At 53.4% G+C, this 19,155-nt stretch carries 9 protein-coding genes and 1 riboswitch; of the genes, 7 read left to right on the forward strand and 2 right to left on the reverse strand.

What is annotated here, in order from left to right; translation table 11 throughout:
* Positions 1-3: 3 nt before the first annotated feature.
* Entirely contained in the window at positions 4-7,899 is a 7,896-nt protein-coding gene (locus HY282_12165; GenBank protein MBI3804504.1) for a fibronectin type III domain-containing protein, read from the reverse strand.
* A 262-nt stretch (positions 7,900-8,161) separates the two neighbouring features.
* A riboswitch (cyclic di-GMP riboswitch) is annotated at positions 8,162-8,248 on the reverse strand.
* Positions 8,249-8,347: 99 nt separating this feature from the next.
* Positions 8,348-9,826 carry a VCBS repeat-containing protein gene (locus tag HY282_12170; GenBank protein ID MBI3804505.1) on the reverse strand — a complete coding sequence of 493 codons (1,479 nt, stop codon included), beginning with the start codon at positions 9,824-9,826 and terminating at the stop codon, positions 8,348-8,350.
* A 93-nt stretch (positions 9,827-9,919) separates the two neighbouring features.
* Here HY282_12170 and HY282_12175 point away from each other — a divergent pair, with 93 nt between their 5' ends.
* The 7 genes from HY282_12175 (at position 9,920) to HY282_12205 (ending at position 19,096) form a co-directional block, all read left to right on the forward strand.
* Entirely contained in the window at positions 9,920-11,800 is a 1,881-nt protein-coding gene (locus HY282_12175; GenBank protein ID MBI3804506.1) for a M3 family oligoendopeptidase, read from the forward strand.
* 72 nt (positions 11,801-11,872) lie between these two features.
* Positions 11,873-13,159, forward strand: a complete 1,287-nt coding sequence (gene tviB, locus HY282_12180) for a Vi polysaccharide biosynthesis UDP-N-acetylglucosamine C-6 dehydrogenase TviB (protein ID MBI3804507.1) — start codon at positions 11,873-11,875, stop codon at positions 13,157-13,159.
* 9 nt (positions 13,160-13,168) lie between these two features.
* Positions 13,169-14,182 carry an NAD-dependent epimerase gene (locus HY282_12185; protein ID MBI3804508.1) on the forward strand — a complete coding sequence of 338 codons (1,014 nt, stop codon included), beginning with the start codon at positions 13,169-13,171 and terminating at the stop codon, positions 14,180-14,182.
* 111 nt (positions 14,183-14,293) lie between these two features.
* Positions 14,294-15,718, forward strand: a complete 1,425-nt coding sequence (locus tag HY282_12190; GenBank protein MBI3804509.1) for a hypothetical protein — start codon at positions 14,294-14,296, stop codon at positions 15,716-15,718.
* A 44-nt stretch (positions 15,719-15,762) separates the two neighbouring features.
* Positions 15,763-17,412: a hypothetical protein gene (locus HY282_12195; GenBank protein MBI3804510.1), complete on the forward strand. Its 1,650-nt coding sequence runs from the start codon at positions 15,763-15,765 to the stop codon at positions 17,410-17,412.
* Positions 17,413-17,437: 25 nt separating this feature from the next.
* Entirely contained in the window at positions 17,438-18,307 is an 870-nt protein-coding gene (locus HY282_12200; GenBank protein ID MBI3804511.1) for an SDR family oxidoreductase, read from the forward strand.
* 57 nt (positions 18,308-18,364) lie between these two features.
* Positions 18,365-19,096 carry a DUF2892 domain-containing protein gene (locus HY282_12205; GenBank protein MBI3804512.1) on the forward strand — a complete coding sequence of 244 codons (732 nt, stop codon included), beginning with the start codon at positions 18,365-18,367 and terminating at the stop codon, positions 19,094-19,096.
* Positions 19,097-19,155 lie beyond the last annotated feature (59 nt).

Here is a 19,155-nt window from a genome sequence, read left to right on the forward strand (position 1 = left end):
GATTTATGGTTTCACAACAATCAGGTTATAAGTATTTGCCGCATTTGCGTCAGTCACCTGCAGCCAGTAGCCCTGCCAGAGTTGCAAAGTCGCTTTTTGTGCTGGATCAGGATCATTATAAGTCTTAAACGTGTAGGCAGCGCCATCCCATCGGTAGAGCGCATTCCCGACCCAACCGGCGGCTACGGCATTGGCATATGATTTAAAATTAGCGGCATTAGCGGAAGAAGTGCAGGTCCCTGTCCCACCGTTTTGACCAACGCAAGTGGTATCTAGACTGACATCTTTGGTATAGGGGTTTCCGATGATGTTATACCCCTGGCTAAGTGGGATTGTGAAGGTCGCGGCCGAATTAGCAGACCCAGCGGGGTTTAGGAATCGTGTGTCGTCAGGGGATTCGAGGAAATATCCAACCCCAGGCAGAACCGTATCTGTTGCAGAAAGAAGATCGAACGATCCGGTCTGATTGGTCGTTCCGGTCGAGACCCACTTTTTTACATTTACTGGGACCCCGACACTCGATCCAAAAACGGTTGCCACGTCGGCAGGGCTTGGAGTCATTGGGACGGAGACCATGTTCCAACCGCTGAGTAAGTTGGTGGCCGGGATGGGGGGGCTGCTTGCCGCATTAACAACATTCGATAGTGGAGAGGTCCACGGTTTCGCATCGCTGCTTTTTAGCGCAAAGTAATAGGGGGTATTCGGATTCAGCCCTTGGATCGTGAAGGTTTCTGTCGAGCCGGCCGACTGAGGCGTCGGTGCGGTCGTCGCTGCCGTTGCATTTGAGAATCGGACCTCCCCGACCGCTGGGGTGGCAGCATCATCAACGATCTTTAATGTTGAATACCGGATGTTATAGGATGTTACCGTTCCGCAGGGACATCCCGATCCGGTTCCTGCATCTCCCGGCGCAGTCCATGTCAAGGTTGTAGAATTCGGTGTCCGGGCGCTGATTGCCAAATTGGTAACCGCATTTGGAGCAACTGAATCGGTCACGGTCGGCCCAGAGAAGATTCCTAATGAGGGAACGAGCGGTAAAAAGACCTGTTTGCCTCCGTCGGAGGCTTCAAAAAGATATGTATGGCTCCCAATACCAAGGTTGGTACTATAGGTATATTGTTCTCCATTGACATAGTTGCCATCCTTAAGTGCGGCTGAGGCGCTGCTGTCCAGGCTCATTAATCGCCCCGAATCACCATCGATGTGGACCTTTACATACAGTGGGCGGTTGTTGTCCGGGTGGGTATAAACTACTTTATACGTAAACTGAGTTGATCCGCTTTCGCCATTGTCAGGATTGACTCCATCGGTTCCATATCCGGTGGCGGATGAAAACTGTAGGAACGGTTCGTTCACAGAGACGTTCGGTCCGGGAAGAGGTACACTCGGTGCACTGGTCGGCAGTGTATAGGTGTTGCTTCCATCGGAAGCGACGAAATAATAGGTGTGCGATCCGACCGCAAGCTGATTCGCAGTCGTGCTGTAGTAGAACTGTTCTCCGTCTGTGTAATCGCCGTTTCTTAAGGGGTCATTGGTGATAAAGGAGCCATCATGAGACATATTGAAACCAACACCATCAATATAGACCTTAATTGAAGTCGGGGCAAAATTGGATCCGCTGGCATAGACAACTTTATAAGTGTAGATGTGCGCAGGATTCCATCCATCCGGGTCGACACCATCGGTTCCGTAATATCCCCCTTCCGGAGAGTAAGAGAGGGTTGGGAGACTGTTATAGTTAACCTGGACATAGATCTGTGTAACGCGGACTTCATTGCATCCTCCTGAGCGGAAGCAATCTTGCTTAGTCAGTTTAACCACGCCGAGAAGACTGGCGACATCATTCCAGGTCCATGCGGCACCGGTTTTTGGATTGTTATTGTAGAGGGTACTAGCATAGGTTGTGTAAGTACTGTTTCCAGGGGTTGTGTAGGCGCTCGTATAATCGGTTCCGCCGACTTGAAGGCCGACTGAGAAGTTGATGTTATTACTCCCGGCGTCTCGAATAATTGCGAAGGATTGGACGGAGGTAATCACCGCTGTGCTCCGGACTGTATCATCCATGTTCATATACAGTTTATTGTTCGTTCGAGTTGCTCGTGCATAAGAGATGTCGCCGTCAAAGAGCCAGGGTACACTGCTTAGGTTGGGCGAGAAGGCAGTTGCTGAAGTGAAAGAGGTGTCATTCGCAATGGCGGTGACCCTCCGTTTCTGCTGCGGCGAACCGGCGGTGACGATGCTCCCGACGCTCATGGTGGTGAAGTTAGATCCGACTCCTGTCACGGTGGTCGATCCCGATGCGTTTGAGATGGTCCCATTGCCGGGATAGCCTGCATCCAGCGCGGTGGAGGGATCTTGGTCATTTCCTAAGAAAGTAAATCCCGATGTTTGAGAATTCCGGCTGGCCGGGTAGACAATCACCCCCGAGCTGACCGAGTCGGTCACTGAGGGGGCGAGGAAGCCGTCGCCATTCAGCGGCCAGACAACGGGTGTGACGCCATCAGTAGCATCAAAGGAGTAGGCATGGGTGCCCGGATCGGCCATGTACACGGTTACGGTATACTGCTCGCCGTTTGTGTAGTTTCCATCGCTGATACCATTATGGGTATAAGAGGTTCCTGAAGAAAGGTTGGAGCTAAATGCAGAGTTGACGGTCAAACTGGTCGCACTCGCGATGGCGGTCACCGTCTTGGTTTGAGCGGATGCGGTAATCGTGTCTCCGACGACCAGCTCTGCTAAGAAATTCGTTCCGCTGCCGGTCACCGTGGTAGAAGATGAGGAAATCGTTCCGGCTCCGGTGACCGTGGCACCTGTATCCGGATTCATCGCGTAGACCGTCGTGTTGTAATCGAGAAGGAGTCGGGGATAGCCCGTGACCGGGGGGTTATTGTCAGCGTCGGTATAGACAATCTTAAAAATGAACGGCGTGCTGACTGTTCCGGTGTTCGGTTCTACCCCTCGGAGCGGGAGATCGGTGAAGAAAGAGGTGAATGCCGCTCCGGAGAGGTTTGGAGAGAAGGCTGTGTCGACCGTTAAAGAAGTATTGCTCGCAATCGTCATCACCGTCCGGGTCTGCCCGGCAGCCGTGATGGTGGATCCAACCTGAAGCTGGGTTTGGAAGCTTGTTCCCGTCCCGGTAACGGTCGTTGTCCCTGACGTGGTCAAAGTGCCTGTGCCCGACCAGGCGGCATACGAGAAGGTCGTTCCGGACAGATTGGGGGAGAAGGGGGTATCCACCGTTAGGCTGGTGTTGCTGCTGATTGCAGTAACGGTTCGGGTCTGTCCGCTGGCAGTGGTAATGGTTGTGCCGACTTGAAGCTGTGTTGTAAAGCTCGTTCCTGTGCCGGTCACAGTGTTGGTTCCGGAGGTAGAAAGCGTGCCGGTCCCGGTCGACCGGAGAGTATAGCCGGTCTGATTTGCGAAAGAAAGGGTCGGCGCACTGCTGGAGACGACCGGCCCGCTCAGGGTTCCAGAGAGTGGAGTCCGGGCCGTGTTGGTGCCGTCTGAGACGTCGAAGTAATAGTTATGGGGCGCTCCTTGCGCTGCAAGCCCGGTGGTTGTGTAGACATACTGCTCCCCATTGGTGTAATCGCCATCATGCAGCGCCGCAGAAGCTTGCGTGTCTAGGGTCATGGCGACCCCTCCTGCGCTGCCGTCAATGTGAACCTTGGGATATCCGGCGGCAGGGGCAACACCAAAAGCCTGTGTGTATACGATTCGATAGCTGAAAGATGTCCCCGTGGTCCCACCATTCGGGTCGACCCCGTCGTCGAAATACCTCGGATCACTTGCAAAGGTCAAATTAATCGGCGAATAGGTGATGGTGAGATAAAGTTGGGTGACCCGAACTTCATTGTTGTTGGTTTGGTGTACCACCACCGCCCCCATGCCGTTGATATCATTCCAGGTCCAGTTTTCCCCGGTTGCTGGATTGGTGGTGTAAAGGGTGCCGGAGAGTGTTCCATAGGCGTCGGCCGGGGTTTTGGTGGACCCTGAGAGATAATCAGTGATGCCGAGTCGTAATCCGAAGTCCAGGCCTGTGGTCGTGGAGCTCGATGTGTCTCTGGCAACAACCGATACCTGAACGGAGATAATCGAGAGGGCATCCGGTAGCGTTGCAGGGGGGTCGATCTCCATATAGAGCCGGTCACCGTTCACGGTGCTCCTGGCGAAAGAGGTATCACCGTCGTTTGTATCCAGCGCTACTGCATTGGCATAGGTGCTGGTGCCGCTGGAGCTACAGGTTGGGGTTGAGTTGCAGAAGGTCCAGCCAGTGGTGGCTGCCGTCCCTGAGCTCGTGAGTCCAGAAGGGGCGAGGTTTGGTGAGGCTCCGGTAAGGGAGACATAGGGCCCGTTATAGGTTGCAGTGCCGGCCGGTGACCGCGCCGTATTGGTCCCATCGCTGGCGTCGAAATAATAGGTATGGCTTCCCTGGCTCAATGTTGCCGTATAGACGTATTGCTCTCCATTTGCGTAATTTCCATCGTGGAGGGTTGCAGCGGCGGAGGAGTCGAGGGTCATTGCGACGCCGGTCGCGTTACCGTCGATGTGAACCTTCGGATTGTTCGCAGCGGGGGCGACGTTATTAATTTGATAGTACACAGTTTTGAACTTAAACTGAGTGCTTGTATTTCCTAGATCGGGATTCACCCCATCGGCGATATAACCGGACTCGGTCGAAGTTTGTAATTGAACCGGACCATAGTTGACGGTTACATAGAGTTGTGTGACGCGCATTTTGCTGGCATTCGTATGATGAACGACCGCGATCAATTTTTGGATATCGGTCCAGGTCCAGGGGGCTCCGGTCAATGGATTGAACCCATAGGCTGTCCCTGACAAGGTCGTATATGTTGTTGAGGAGGTGCTGAGGACCGATCCCTCGATGAGATTATCGGCGGTGGAGAGCCCCAGCGTAAAGTTAATTGTCCCCGACTCGCTCCTGACGATCGCACTCACCTGAACCGAGGTGATGAATTGTCCATTGGATCGGGCGTCGTCGAGCGACATATATAAATAATCGTCGGTGTTCCTCCCCCGAGCATAGGTTGTATCGCCATCATTGGTGTCGAGGGCGGTTGTCGGATCGAAACAGTCAGATCGTCTAAAGCCCGAATTGCAGAAGCTGAACCCGGAGGTCCCATCGACGGAATCGCTTGGATAGAGGATGAAGCTGCCGGCCGGTAGGGAAATAGCGGGACCGCTATAATTCCCGGAGACCGGGGACACGACGCTGGCAGTCCCATCCGAGGCGTCAAAATAATAACTACGAGTGGTGCCGGTGGGGAATCCTCCTGAATAGGTGTATGTGTATTGTTCCCCATCGATGTAGTTCCCGTCATGCAGCGTCGGATCCGAAACATTGGTATCGAGGGTCATTGCAACGCCGGTTGCATTGCCGTCGATGTGGACCTTGGGATACCCGGCGGCCGGAGCGGTGCCATTGGCATTGCTATAGATGACTTTGTAGGTAAAGCTTGTGGTGTTGTTTCCGGAGTCGGGATTAACCCCGTCGATACTGTCATAGCCCGGATCATCTGAGAAGGAAAGGATCACCGGTGTATGGGTAATCAACACTTTAAATTGGGTAATACGAACAGCATTTGTGCTCTCATTGAGGACGATCCCGAGCGCTTGATTGATATCATCCCAAGTAAAAGATTTTCCGGTATCCGGATTGATTTTGAATAGGGCGCTGGCCGGTGTATAAGTGGTATAGGCCGCGCAACTGGCACTCACTGCGACGCTGAAGGCACTGCTGAGATAGTCTGTTCCATTTAATTGAAGGCCCAATCGGACACTGGCCGCACTACTGGGTGCGCACATTACTGCCGAGACCTGAACGGCGGTGATTGAGCCGGTCAGTGCCGAGTCGTCCAGATCAAGATAAAGAGTCTCTCCATTATCCGAAGGGGCATTATCTGCATAAGTCGTGTTTCCATCGGCTGTGTCAAGGGCACTTGAAGCATCACCCCCATTAAAACCCCAATCCCCGGTCGTCAGGGCATTATCTGCCGACGGCAAGATGGTATCGGTCCCTGCGGCAATTGCCACTCCGGGAGCCGCCAACGTACCGACAGACGGCTTCTGGGCGCTATCCGAACCGTCCGATGCAGAGAAATAATAATTGTGTTGGCCGGAAGAGAGAGAAGCGGCGGTATAGACGTACTGCTCGCCATTGGTATAGTCGAGATCATTAAAGTCCGGATCTTCCGTATTGGCGTCGCGCGTCATGGTATGGCCGCCGTCGCCGTCGATATAAACTTTAATTGTTGAGGGCGGATTGTTGTTTAGATTGGTATAAACAACTTTGTATTTAAATGAGGTGCTGGCATTGCCACTGTCAGGATAGACCCCGCTGGTTGAGCCGTAACCGGTATCGGGGGTGTAGGACAACGCAACAGGATCGATATAGTTGATTGATAAATAGACCTGTGTGACCCGGATCCCGTTGGCGTTGGTCCGATGGTTGATGACTGCGATCAGACTGTTAATGTCATTCCAAGTCCAGGCGGCCAGCGTTGCGGGATTATGGGTATAGAAATCGCTGGTAAAAGTCTGATAGGACGTGGTTCCTCCGATAAAAGTAAATGGTACGGCTGAATCGCGGGAGGTAGGAAGCTGAGGGCTGAAGGCGGAACTGACGGTGAGATCGTTACTATCAGTCACAGCGGAAACCGTTCGGGTTTGTCCCATCGCGGTGATCTGACTTCCAACGGCCAATTGTGAGGTAAAGTTGGTGGCATTCCCATGAATACTGGTTGTACCAGTGGAATAAATGGTGCCGGAGCCCTGCACTTCATCAAAACCGGTGACATAATCAGTGCCGTTGGTCCGAATACCGACCTCCATATTGCAGGGGATGGTGATGCATTTTGCGACGACGTTGAGTCGGACTCCTGTAATTGCAGTTGTTCCGTTGGGGAAATCGTCCAGATCAATATAGAGGCTGTCATCCTGGGTAATGCTCTGAACATAGGAAGTGTCCCCGTCATTAGTATCTAGGGCTGTTGCTTCAGAGCCGGCCGGGCTGTATGCCCATCCGATATAGGTCCAGCTCGTCCCGGCTGAAAGGTTTGGGGAAAAAGTGCTGTTGACGGTAAGACTTGTGGCGCTGGCGATGGCTGTGACAGTTCGGGTCTGTCCTGCAGCGGTGATAATACTTCCGACAAGGAGTTTGGTGTTAAAACTGGTTCCGGACCCTGTAACCGTGGTGCCGCTGGAGGAGATTGTTCCGGTTCCATTCCAGACTGACGTAAGAGCATTTCTTCCCGAAGGGGAGATCGCCTTCGTATAGTTCACCTTTACATAGACCTCTGTGATTCGAAGCGCGTTGGCATTGCTTGCATGCAACACCATTGGAATCAATGAGTTGATGTCTGTCCAGGTCCATGGCGCGCTCGTTCGCGGATTGGTTGTATATAAATTACCTGAATAACTACTGTAAGAGGAGCTTCGGACCGATCGGCTGCTGCCGAGTCGGTCACTGGTATCCGTTGTCCCAGCGCGGAACCCGATCTGAATGTTTGTGCTCGATCCAGTGACTCGGGCCACTGCGAAGACCTGAACGTCGTTGATCGTCCATCCAGTGAGGGTTGTATCGTCCAAATCCATATAGAGTTTGTCATTCAGCGCGCTGTCTTGAATATAACTTGTGTCACTGTCATTGCTGTCAAAAACGGTTGCATAGGTGAATCCACCCCCCACGACTGTCCAAGATCCGACCGCCGCGAAGTTGGCATTCTTGCCGCTCGGATGAAGGATGAGGGTGTCGGCATGACCCGTTGAAGTGGTGAAAAGAGTAAAGATAAAGGTTGAAATAAAAAAGTAAAAAATTCTAAGGAATAGATCGCGATATTGAGAAGGGAATCCATTTTTAGGAATCATTTTTTTAATCACCTGATTTCCTTCTCCACTCGACAAGCAATCCATTATTCTTGCTTTTTGTTTTCAAGCCCGCTTCGGCCATTGTCCGCATAGGATGTATATTATTTTGGTATATAGTCCTAGACCGAGTATATCGCTGTCCCGTCTTGCGTCAACAAGATTCATTACACAATTCTGTTGGTTGTCTGAGTGTTTTAAAATTTCTACCTGCCTATTTTTATCAATAAAAAAGCTCATACCACCTTTATGGGGATGAGCTTCGAGCGATAGCCGCTTCGGGAGTCCTTGCAACCATATCACTGAGACTTAGGTCAGGGACTTTGCGCCCCTTCTCTTTCGAGGAGGGTAGCTCTTATCGGTGGCTTTATCTGAACTGAAATTGTCAATCCATACTATACGACTGGGATATCATCCCGTCAAGGGAAATGATATACCAATAATGTATTATGTGAGATGAGGTTTAATCGGGGTTTGTCTGAAGGAAAACGGAAATGGTGTTGTCGCCTGCATTGGTCACGGCAAGGTCATCTCGGCCGTCGCCATTTAAATCTCTGGCCACAACTCCCAGAGGACGGTTGCCGGTTGGATGTTGGATTGGATCCGAAAATAGACCGCCCCCGAGGTTTAGTAAAATGGAAACAGTCTTGTTAGCGCTGTTTGACACTGCAATATCAGGTTTTCCATCGTGGTTAAAATCTCCTGTCGCGGCAAATTCGGGGCGTCCTCCCAAAGCGATTATCACTGGTTGGGCTGAAAGTCCCCCAATACCATCTCCAAAAAACAGAATTAATTGGGACGAGTCGCTATTGACGACGGCAAGGTCGAGATTTCCGTCCCCATTCCAGTCTCCAGACACAATCGCATTAGGACCGGCCACCCCGTTAGTGCCCGTAGTAGAGAAGAATTGTTGGGAAGGGAAGCCGCCGCTGCCATCATTGAGTAAAATCGCGATCTGATTATCGGATCCAAAAACGACAACCAGATCCATCCAGGTATCATTGTTTAAATCAACGGCAAGTAGTGCGATCGGTCCATTCCCGCTGAACGGTACAGGCAGAGGAGATTGGAAGGTTCCATCTCCGTTTCCAAAAATAAGGGAAAGGTCAACTGTCGAAAGATTAAGAGTGGCAAGGTCTTGTTTGCCGTCATTATTAAAATCGGCAGTAACGATGGCAATGGGACCATTGGTCGACAAGGAGACTTCTGTCGTGGAGCCGATTCCACTGTCAATGCCCAGAAACATGGAGATCGATGAATCGTGCGAGGGATCTCCAAAATTAGCGACTGCCAAATCGTCAAACGTTCCGGGGTCGAATCGACCCGTAGTAAGTGATTGCGGAAAGATGCCAACTGAATAAGACTGCGTCACAGAAAATAGACCGCCTCCCGTTCCTTTTAGGAGTGAAATAGTATTATCGTCCGTATTAGTACTAACTAAGTCAACGATACCATCATCATTAAAATCACCAGAAGAGATCGAAGCAGGTGACGGCCCCACTGGATAACTGGTCGGACTTAAGAAGAGGCGGAAGGTGACCTGGATGGTTGCGGTTTTTGAGAGCCCGCCGGAGGTGGCGGTAATGGTTGCCGATCCTTCTGCCAATCCCGATGCGAGCCCATTGGCGTCGATACTTACTATAGTTGGAGTATCGGAGGACCAGGTGAAGGTAACGCCAGAGAGAGCATTTCCACTGGAATCCCGGGCGACCGCACTGAATTGTTGAGAGCTATTTTTTGCGATGGTCACGGAAGCGGGGGAGACCTCGATCGCTGCAATGATAGGATTCGGTGTAGGCCCCGGCCCATTCTCATTTCCACCACCTCCGCCGCCACAGGCAGCGATAATTGAGAAGAGACCTATTCCTAAGGTAAAAAGCAGAATTTGAGTAAATGAGATCCTGCCGGTTGGTCGGTCCGATATGCTGAAAAGGATTTTCATCGTGTATTTAAGAGCCTATCTCCGGATCAACAATCTGTCAAACCAAGATCCCAAGATCCCAAGATCCATTGATGGGTCAGAAGCGTTTATGATATGGTGTTCGCAGGATTGAGAACCGTAACGAATCTAAAAGAAAGGGGAGAGGCGTTGACAAAGACTTCGTTGCCAACCTGGAATTTAAGTGATCTGTATCAGAAGATCGACGATCCGAAGATTGATGCTGACCTCCGCAACGCACTCCAGCAGGCCGAGCAATTCGAGGAGAAAAACCGAGGCAAAGTTCTCTCGGGGGAGGTCGGTCCGATGGGTCTCCTTGAAGCGCTGCGTGACTTGGAGTCGATCCGTGAGCAGATCGACCGGGTCTCCTCCTACGCGCATCTCATTTTTGCAGCCGACACACTCAATCCCAAACATGGCGCCCTGCTTCAACGGGTTCAGGAGCGTTTCACCGAGATCCAGCAACACCTTCTCTTTTTCGAGCTCGAGTGGTCAGCAATACCGAAGGAGCATGCAAAGGAGTGGATAGAGGCACCTGAACTGACGCAATATCGACATTTTCTTGAGTCCATCCGGAAATGGGCTCCCTATCGGCTCTCCGAAGCGGAAGAGAAGGTTCTGGAGGAGAAGGCCAATACCGGTTCGCGCGCCTTCCAGCGTCTCTTTGATGAAACTTTGAATCAAATCCAGTTTTCTGTCGATTTAAATGGAGAGCGGCAATCCCTTACTGAGCAGGAAGCCTTGGCCCTCCTTTATGATTCAAAGCGGGAAGTCCGCCGGGCGGCGGCACAGGGGCTGACGAAAGGCCTTCAAGGGAATGCGCCGCTTCTGACGTTCATCTTCAACCAAATTGTCGCCGATCATGCCATCGACGATCGGCTTCGTCGATTTTCAGATCCAATGGCATCGCGGAACCTTTCGAACGAGATCGATCCCGCTGCAGTGGATGCACTTCTCGCCTCCTGTGAATCCGAGTATGCTTTGGTGGCGCGCTACTATCGTCTAAAGAAGCGACAGCTGGGGTTGGACACCCTTTATGATTATGACCGATATGCTCCATTAACCTCGGTTTCCGAGGCGGTTTCTTTTGAGGAGGCCCAAGCGCGCGTTCTCTCTTCATTCAACGATTTCTCCCCGCAGGCGGCGGAGATCGCCTCACGCTTCTTTGAGGGCCATTGGATCGATGCCGCCGTCCGCCCCGGCAAGCGAGGCGGGGCATTCAGTTCGGGGACCGTTCCAAGCGTGCATCCCTATGTCTTTGTCAATTATCTCGGCACACCCCGCGATGTGATGACCCTGGCGCATGAGTTGGGCCATGGCATCCACCAATGGCTCTCGCGACGGCAGAACTATTTCAACTTTGATACCCCCCTTACCACGGCGGAAACCGCCAGTGTCTTTGCCGAAATGCTTGTTTTTCATCGGCTCCAAAATGAAGAGAAGGATCCGAAAAAACGGCTGGCGCTTTTGATGGAAAAGCTCGAAGAGAGTTTTGCCACCGTCTTTCGGCAGGTTGTCCTCTGTCGCTTTGAGCAAAAGGCGCATGCAGCGAGACGAAGCGAAGGAGAGTTAAGTCCAGACAGAATCAATGCGCTTTGGATGGAAGAGAACCGAGTGATGTTTGGTGATTCAGTCGTTCTGACCGATGATTACCAATGGTGGTGGAGCTATATTTCCCATTTTATCCACTCTCCGTTTTATACTTATGCCTATGCCTTCGGGCATCTTCTGGTCTTGGCGCTTTATGAGAAGTATCTGGAGGACAAGCGGTCCTTTGTCCCAAAATATCTGGATCTTCTGTCGGCCGGCGGATCGGATCGCCCCGACCGACTGATTTTGGAAAAGATGGGGCTCGACATTACACAGCGCGATTTTTGGCAGGGAGGGCTGCGCTTTCTCAGACGGATGGTGGAAGATGCGGAGCAGCTCGCCGCAGATAGCTCTTCCGGTCCGGTCGGCCCGGCTCTCAGCAAATGACTTTCCAATCCGCTCTATCTTTTGGACAACGCTTCGAAACTTTGGTACACTCTCCAAAACTGGGGGAGAACCATGACAGAGATTAAATTAGAAGATCAAATCAAAATCGCAATCATTGGATTGGGATATGTCGGCCTTCCACTTGCGGTTGAATTCGGAAAAAAATTTAACACGGTTGGATTTGATATTCATGCGAAACGCGTTGACTCGCTCCGAAAGGGGCAAGACAGCACACTAGAGGTCTCGGAAGAGGCGCTTCACGCTGCGAAAAAGCTCACCTACACGACCGACCGCCAAGGAATTAAGGAGTGCAATTTTTTCATCGTCACCGTCCCAACACCGATCGATGCACACAAACGCCCCGATCTCACCCCGGTTGTCAAAGCTACCGAGAGTATCGGAGCGGTCTTAAAAAAAGGGGATATCGTCGTCTACGAATCGACGGTTTATCCCGGAGTGACGGAAGAAATCTGTGTGCCTATTTTAGAAGAAAAATCCGGTTTAAAATTTAATCACGACTTCTTTGCCGGCTATTCTCCGGAGCGGATTAATCCAGGAGACAAAGAACATACCGTCACGAAGATCCTGAAGGTCGTTTCCGGTTCGACACCAGAGACCTTGAATACGATTGATGCCGTCTACCGATCGATCATCGTCGCCGGCACCCACCGCGCGGAATCGATCCGGGTCGCCGAGGCGGCGAAGGTGATTGAGAACACGCAGCGGGATGTGAATATTGCCTTGATCAACGAACTGGCGCTTCTCTTCAACCGCCTGGGGATCGATACAGAAGCAGTATTGAGGGCCGCCGGCACGAAATGGAATTTTCTCAAATTCTCTCCCGGTCTGGTCGGAGGGCATTGTATCGGTGTCGATCCCTATTATCTGACCCACAAGGCGCAGGAGGTCGGCTATCATCCGGAGGTGATCTTGGCCGGAAGGCGGATCAACGACGGGATGGGGAGTCATGTCGCAGGACAGGTTATAAAATTAATGACCAAAAAAGGAATTCCGGTACTCGGAAGCAACATCCTGATCCTCGGCCTCACCTTTAAGGAGAATTGTCCCGATATCCGGAATACCCGGGTGGTCGATATCATCCAAGAATTAAAGCAGTACAATGCAGATGTTCATATTTATGACCCCTGGGCCGACGTTCAGGAAGTAGAGCATGAATATGGCCTCAAAATGGATGAGACCCTCTACGAGAAGTATTATGATGCGATTATCCTGGCGGTCTCTCACCAGCAATTTAGGAAGTGGACGGCCGACGATCTCGGCCGATATGCCAAGGAGCGCCGCGTAATCTATGACGTGAAACATATGTGGGATCGGACCTGGGTCGATGGAAGATTATAAAGGGGATCGATTTTGAAGGTTTTGGTCACCGGCGCGGCTGGATTCATCGGATTTCATCTCTCGCAACGGCTTCTTGCTCAGGGACATGCGGTCGTCGGTCTCGACAACCTAAACGACTATTATGATGTCGGACTGAAACAAGACCGTCTCAAGCAGCTTCAAGGGAATCCGGCGGTTCGGTTTGTGAAGGCCGATTTATCCGACCGACGGGCGATCAACGACCTGTTCCAAAGCGAGCGATTCGAGCGGGTCTTCCACCTCGCTGCACAGGCGGGGGTCCGGTACTCTCTGACCAACCCACACGTTTATATCGAAAGCAACCTGGTGGGATTTCTCCATATTTTAGAAGGTTGCCGGCAGACTCAAGTCCCCCATCTTATTTACGCCTCCTCGAGTTCGGTTTACGGCGCGAATACGCAGATGCCCTTCTCTGTCCACGACCGGGTCGATCATCCGGTGTCGCTTTATGCCGCCACCAAGAAGTCCAACGAGTTGATGGCCCATACCTATTCCCATCTTTATCGGATTCCGACGACCGGCCTCCGGTTCTTTACCGTCTATGGCCCCTGGGGACGGCCCGATATGGCGCTTTTCCTCTTTACCCGGGCGATCCTCGATGGAAAGCCGATCGAGCTCTACAACTTCGGCCGGATGGAGCGCGATTTTACCTACATCGACGACATTGTCGAAGGGGTGGTCCGTGTCGGCGAGAAAATTCCAGGCCCCGATCCGAATTGGGACAGCCGAAAGCCCGACCCGGCCACCAGCAACGCCCCCTATCGGATCTTCAATATCGGAAACAATTCCCCCGTGGCCCTTCTGACCCTCCTCGACACCCTCGAGAAATCGCTCGGCAAAAAAGGGGAGCGGCGGTTGGTGGCCATCCAGCCGGGTGACGTCCCGGCAACCTACGCCGATGTCGATGATCTGATGAAAGAGGTCGGTTTTAAGCCGGCGACGCCGATTGAAACAGGGGTCCAACGTTTTGTCGACTGGTATCGCAGTTATTATCATCTCTCGTGATAAGCCTACCGCATTTCTACGTCTGATTTCTTTCAAATCTACTCTCCTTTCCCAATCGCTCCCTTGATCTGAATCGGGTAGGCTTGTCCCGCTTTAGAGAAAGGGGGATGCATGTTTCAATTTCAACGTAACATCAAATTAATCGGCGCCGCTGGGGTGCTTCTGTTCTGTATGAGCTGTAGCGGAGGGGGCGGCGCTTCTCCCTCGGGAGCGGTCGGCTCTCCGGTAGACGGAACCCCGGTTTCGGTGGGGGTCGCTCAGATCGATCAGGCCCCTCCCCAAACCTCCCCGCCTGCCCCTTCCACGCCCGCTGTTTCTCCTGTCCCGATTTCACTGCCGCCCGATCAGCCTGCTGCGGTGGATGGATGGGTTCTCAAGCATAAGGAAACATTTGACCAGCCGCTGCCGGCGAATCTCCCCTGGGAGCGCGATTACTACGGACAACCTGAAGACCCGTGGGATGAAGATGGTCCGTTCTTCTTCAAAAAATATCAACTCCTGGGACATGATTTTTCTGAAGCGCTCGGAAAATTCCTCTCCTTTCGAAAATCATTTACCTATGGAGAAGGGGGATGGCTGACCTTTGAGCTCTATGGGCGAGACGCCAATCGAGACGGCATCCTCGATGTGGCGAAAGAGCATGGCGGCGAATTTCTCATCACCGAGATGCTCGATGGAAATCATCTCCTTCAACTAAACGATCAAGTTCATTACGATGGCGCCGAGGTGCGGAGCACCGAGCCGCTTCCTTCTGAGTATCGGATTCGACTGAAGGTGACGCCGATTTCTGCCGGCGGGCGCGATAATGACGGCGTCTGGCGGAAAAACGGCTATTCCGACGGGACGGAGACGGCCGATCCCTGGCGCTTTACCGACAGCGCGATCACGCCGATGGAAGCATGGCGTGAGAATGGTTTTTATTTTCTCACGATCGTGGACACCCGGCCGATGCCGCACAACAACGTCTGGATTCATCACCATCGCAAAGTGGTGATCGACTCCGACAACAATATTTATCCGGACGGCTCCTGGTCGACGATCTGGACGCCCAAGGGTCGGATCAGCGAGGGGTCTCATCCGGTCTCGATGCTCGCCCTCGACGGCAACCGGTTCGGCAGCGTCTGGACCGGGAATCCGTTTCACTGCTTTTATAATGGCGCTTTTCATGCCGACTGCGGGCCGACCGGGCATACGGCGGCCGACGCCTACCTCAATGGCGAGACCTACACGGTGACGATCGAGCGAAATGCGACACACTATATTTTAGAGGTCTCCGGGCGGTTCCAGTATAGCGGACAGACAACGTATCGAGGCGAGATCGATTTTCGAAAGACGCCGATCTGGCACTACAACAACACCGCTCAAGATGCCCCACATGATAAAGACAGCCAACCGTTGAAAAACATCGGGATCGACTGGCATGCATGGCCGGCCGATTCCGCCTACCCCGATTACTTCATGTTCGGGGATCCTCACATCACCCATTATGAGGGGACCGTCCTCTATGACGAGGTCGAACTCTGGGTGAGACCCTAACCCCGTTTTAAGGTCCATCTGACCGATCTCTAATGGGCCGGGGCATGTCGCGCCATGTCCCGGCCCCGCCGTCCGACCTCTTGCCCCACGATCTCTCTTTGGTCTATTCTGGATATAAGGAAGAGAATCAGGAATGGGTATCGATGGGGCTCAAACGTTATCGAGAAAAGCGAGATTTTAAAAAGACCTCCGAACCGTCCGGTCGGGGGAGGCCGACGGCCGCAGAACGCTTCGTCGTCCAGGAGCATCATGCGAGCCGTCTTCACTGGGATTTTCGGCTCCAGATCGAGGGGGTACTGAAAAGCTGGTCGGTGCCGAAGGGCCCCTCCCTCGATCCTGCCGCCAAGCGGCTGGCCGTGGAGGTTGAAGACCACCCGGTCGATTATCTCACCTTCACCGGAGAGATTCCCAAGGGAAGCTACGGCGGCGGGGTCGTTTATCGGTGGGATATCGGGACCTATGAAATGATCGATGGCGATCCGCTCGAAGCCTGGAAGAAAGGCGCGCTGAAGTTTCGCCTTCATGGCGAGCGTCTTCAAGGGGAGTGGCGACTCTTTAAAATGAAAGGGCGGAAGCAGGGGGGAAAGCCGCTCTGGCTCCTTCAGAAAATCGCCGATGAGTTTGCCCGGCCGGGCGACGCAGCGGAGCCGAAAGGGGCCGAAAAACAGGTCGAAGGAAAGGTCAAACCGATCTCCCGGATCAAGCCGGCTCGAATCAAACGAACCGCCGCTCCGGAAGGGGAGCCGCTTTCGGTTGAAGCGTTCCTCGGTCTAACGCATCCGACCGGTGACGTCACGGTCGAGATCGACGGCACGCACGTCGCGCTCAGCCACCTCGATCGGATCTATTGGCCGAAAGAAAAAATCACCAAGTTCGATCTCTTGACCTACTATATTCGGATCTTCCCCTATCTTGGTCCTTTTTTGCAGGACCGTCCTGCGATCCTGCAGCGCTGGCCGCGGGGGATCGGGGCGCCTAAATTTTTCCAACATGACCTGCAGAGCGCTCCCGAGTATTTACGGACCGCTCGGATGCAAAATGAGGAGGGGAGAGAGATTGACTATGCCGTCTATACCGGCCTTCCCTCGCTTCTCCATCTGGTCAATCTTGGGACGATTGAGCATCACCCGTGGCATTCGACCCTCGATCGGATCGACCGGCCCGACTGGCTCGTCATCGACCTCGACCCGCGGGGCGCTCTTTGGGAGCATGTGTTAAAGGCGGCAGAAGTGACGCGCGAGGTCTTCGCATCTCGGGGGCTCACCGTCTATCCGAAGACGTCCGGCTCCTCGGGAATCCATATTTATCTCCCCCTGGAGCCAATCTATGAATATGAAGCGGTCGCTGCCTTCGCTGAGGCGATCGCATGCGAGGTCGCCTCGCGAATACCGGAGATGGCGACGGTCGAGCGAAAACCGGAAGAGCGCAAGGAGGGACAGGTCTACATCGATTGGCTTCAGAACGCGCGGGGAAAGTCGATGGTCGCTCCCTACAGTGTCCGGGCCAAGCCCGGCGCGACGGTCTCAATGCCGCTCACCTGGAAAGAGATCGGCCGTGGGGTGGAGATCGCCGATTTCACCATCCGGAACGTGCTGGACCTCGTAAAAAAGAAAAAAGGCCTTTGGGAACGATTTTTCGAGGAGCGTCAGCGGCTCCCGGGTCCGGGAGAGAAGCGCCGACGCCCGGCCGCATGAAGCCTTATGGGTAAGGAGTGAAGGGATGGCAGAGGAAGAAAAAAGACAGCAACGTCCCCCGCAGCGCCAGGAGCGTCAGCCGGGGATTGAAGCAAAGATGACGCCGCCGCCTCAATCGAAAGAGCGCCATTATCGAGGAAGCGGAAAACTGTTGGGAAAGGCGGCGCTGATCACCGGCGGCGACAGCGGAATCGGACGGGCGGTGGCGATCGCCTTTGCCAAAGAGGGAGCCGATGTCGCCATCGGCTATCTCTCCGAACATCAGGATGCGGAGGAGACGCGGCGTTTGATCGAAAAAGAGGGACGCCGCTGCATCACGATCGCGGGGGATATCGGTGAGGAGAGTTTTTGTCGCCAAATGGTCGGTCAGACGATCGAGGCTTTTGGGCAACTGGATATCGTTGTGAATAATGCGGCCGAACAGCATCCCCAAGAGGGATTAGAGCAGATCAGCGCCGAGCAGCTTGAACGGACGTTTCGGACCAATGTTTTTTCTTTTTTTTATGTCACCAAAGCCGCCCTGCCGCATTTGCGGGAGGGGAGCGCCGTCATCAATACCGCTTCGGTGACCGCTTACAAGGGAAGCCCCCATCTGCTTGATTATTCCGCGACCAAAGGGGCGATTGTCGCTTTTACCCGTTCTTTGTCGCAGTCGCTCATCGAGCGGGGGATTCGTGTTAACGGTGTGGCCCCCGGTCCGATCTGGACGCCGCTGATCCCGGCCGAGGCAAAATCAGCGGAACAGGTTGCCGAGTTTGGAGGCAATGTTCCGATGGGGCGGGCGGGGGAGCCGGATGAAGTCGCGCCGACCTATGTTTTCCTTGCCTCGGAGGATGCATCCTATTATGCCGGCCAGGTGCTTCATCCGAATGGAGGGGTTGTCGTAAACGGCTAATTTAAATTTTAGAGAAGGACTCATATCGATATTCAACCGTTAACAGGAGGAGATCGCATGTTCCAGGAACAGAGCAGCAAGATCAATGTTGGAAAAATAGAGCGGTGGCTCTCAGCGATCGGCGGCGGAGGTCTTGTTGTCTATGGCTTAAAGCGCCGCTCCTGGTCGGGTCTGGCCTTGGCGCTCATTGGCGGTGCGTTGGTACACCGCGGGGTGACAGGGCGCTGTTACGGCTACCAAGCGTTGGGGTTCAACACGGCTCGGGACGAGGATACGTCCGACCGGTTGGAGGGGGAACCGACAGGGAGCGAGACAGTTAACGAATCGGAGCGACCCAAGCAGGGTGTGGTTGAGGTGGAGCGGGTCCTCACGATCAGCCAACCGCCGGAAGCGATCTATGCATTCTGGAAGAAGCTCGAGAATCTTCCCCGCATTTTTGACGCCCTCGAAACGATTCGCGAGGAGAGCGCCGGCCGTTCCTTCTGGGTGGCCGGCTCTGGAAACGGCACCCAATTGGAGTGGGAGGCTCAATTGATCGAAGACCGCCCGAACGAGGCACTTGTCTGGGGTGCGGGTGAAGAGGGAAGCGCAGAGGTCATTTCGGTCCGATTCGAAGGAGATCCGGCGGGGACGCGCGTTCGTCTTTTTCTCAAATATGATCCGACGCACAGTCTCTTGGGTGTGGCGTTTGCGCGAATTTTCGGTAAGGTGCCGGAGCAGGCGCTTGAGAAGAGCCTGAATCAGTTGAAGCAGCTCGTCGAGACCGGAGGGGTTTCAGAAGCGGCCTGATGAGCGAATCTAAAATGTGGGGAGAGAAGAGAGGATGCTAAACCCTTTGGAGGTTTCCC

This window comes from Candidatus Manganitrophaceae bacterium, from assembly GCA_016200325.1.
Classification (GTDB): Bacteria; Nitrospirota; Nitrospiria; order SBBL01; family Manganitrophaceae; genus Manganitrophus.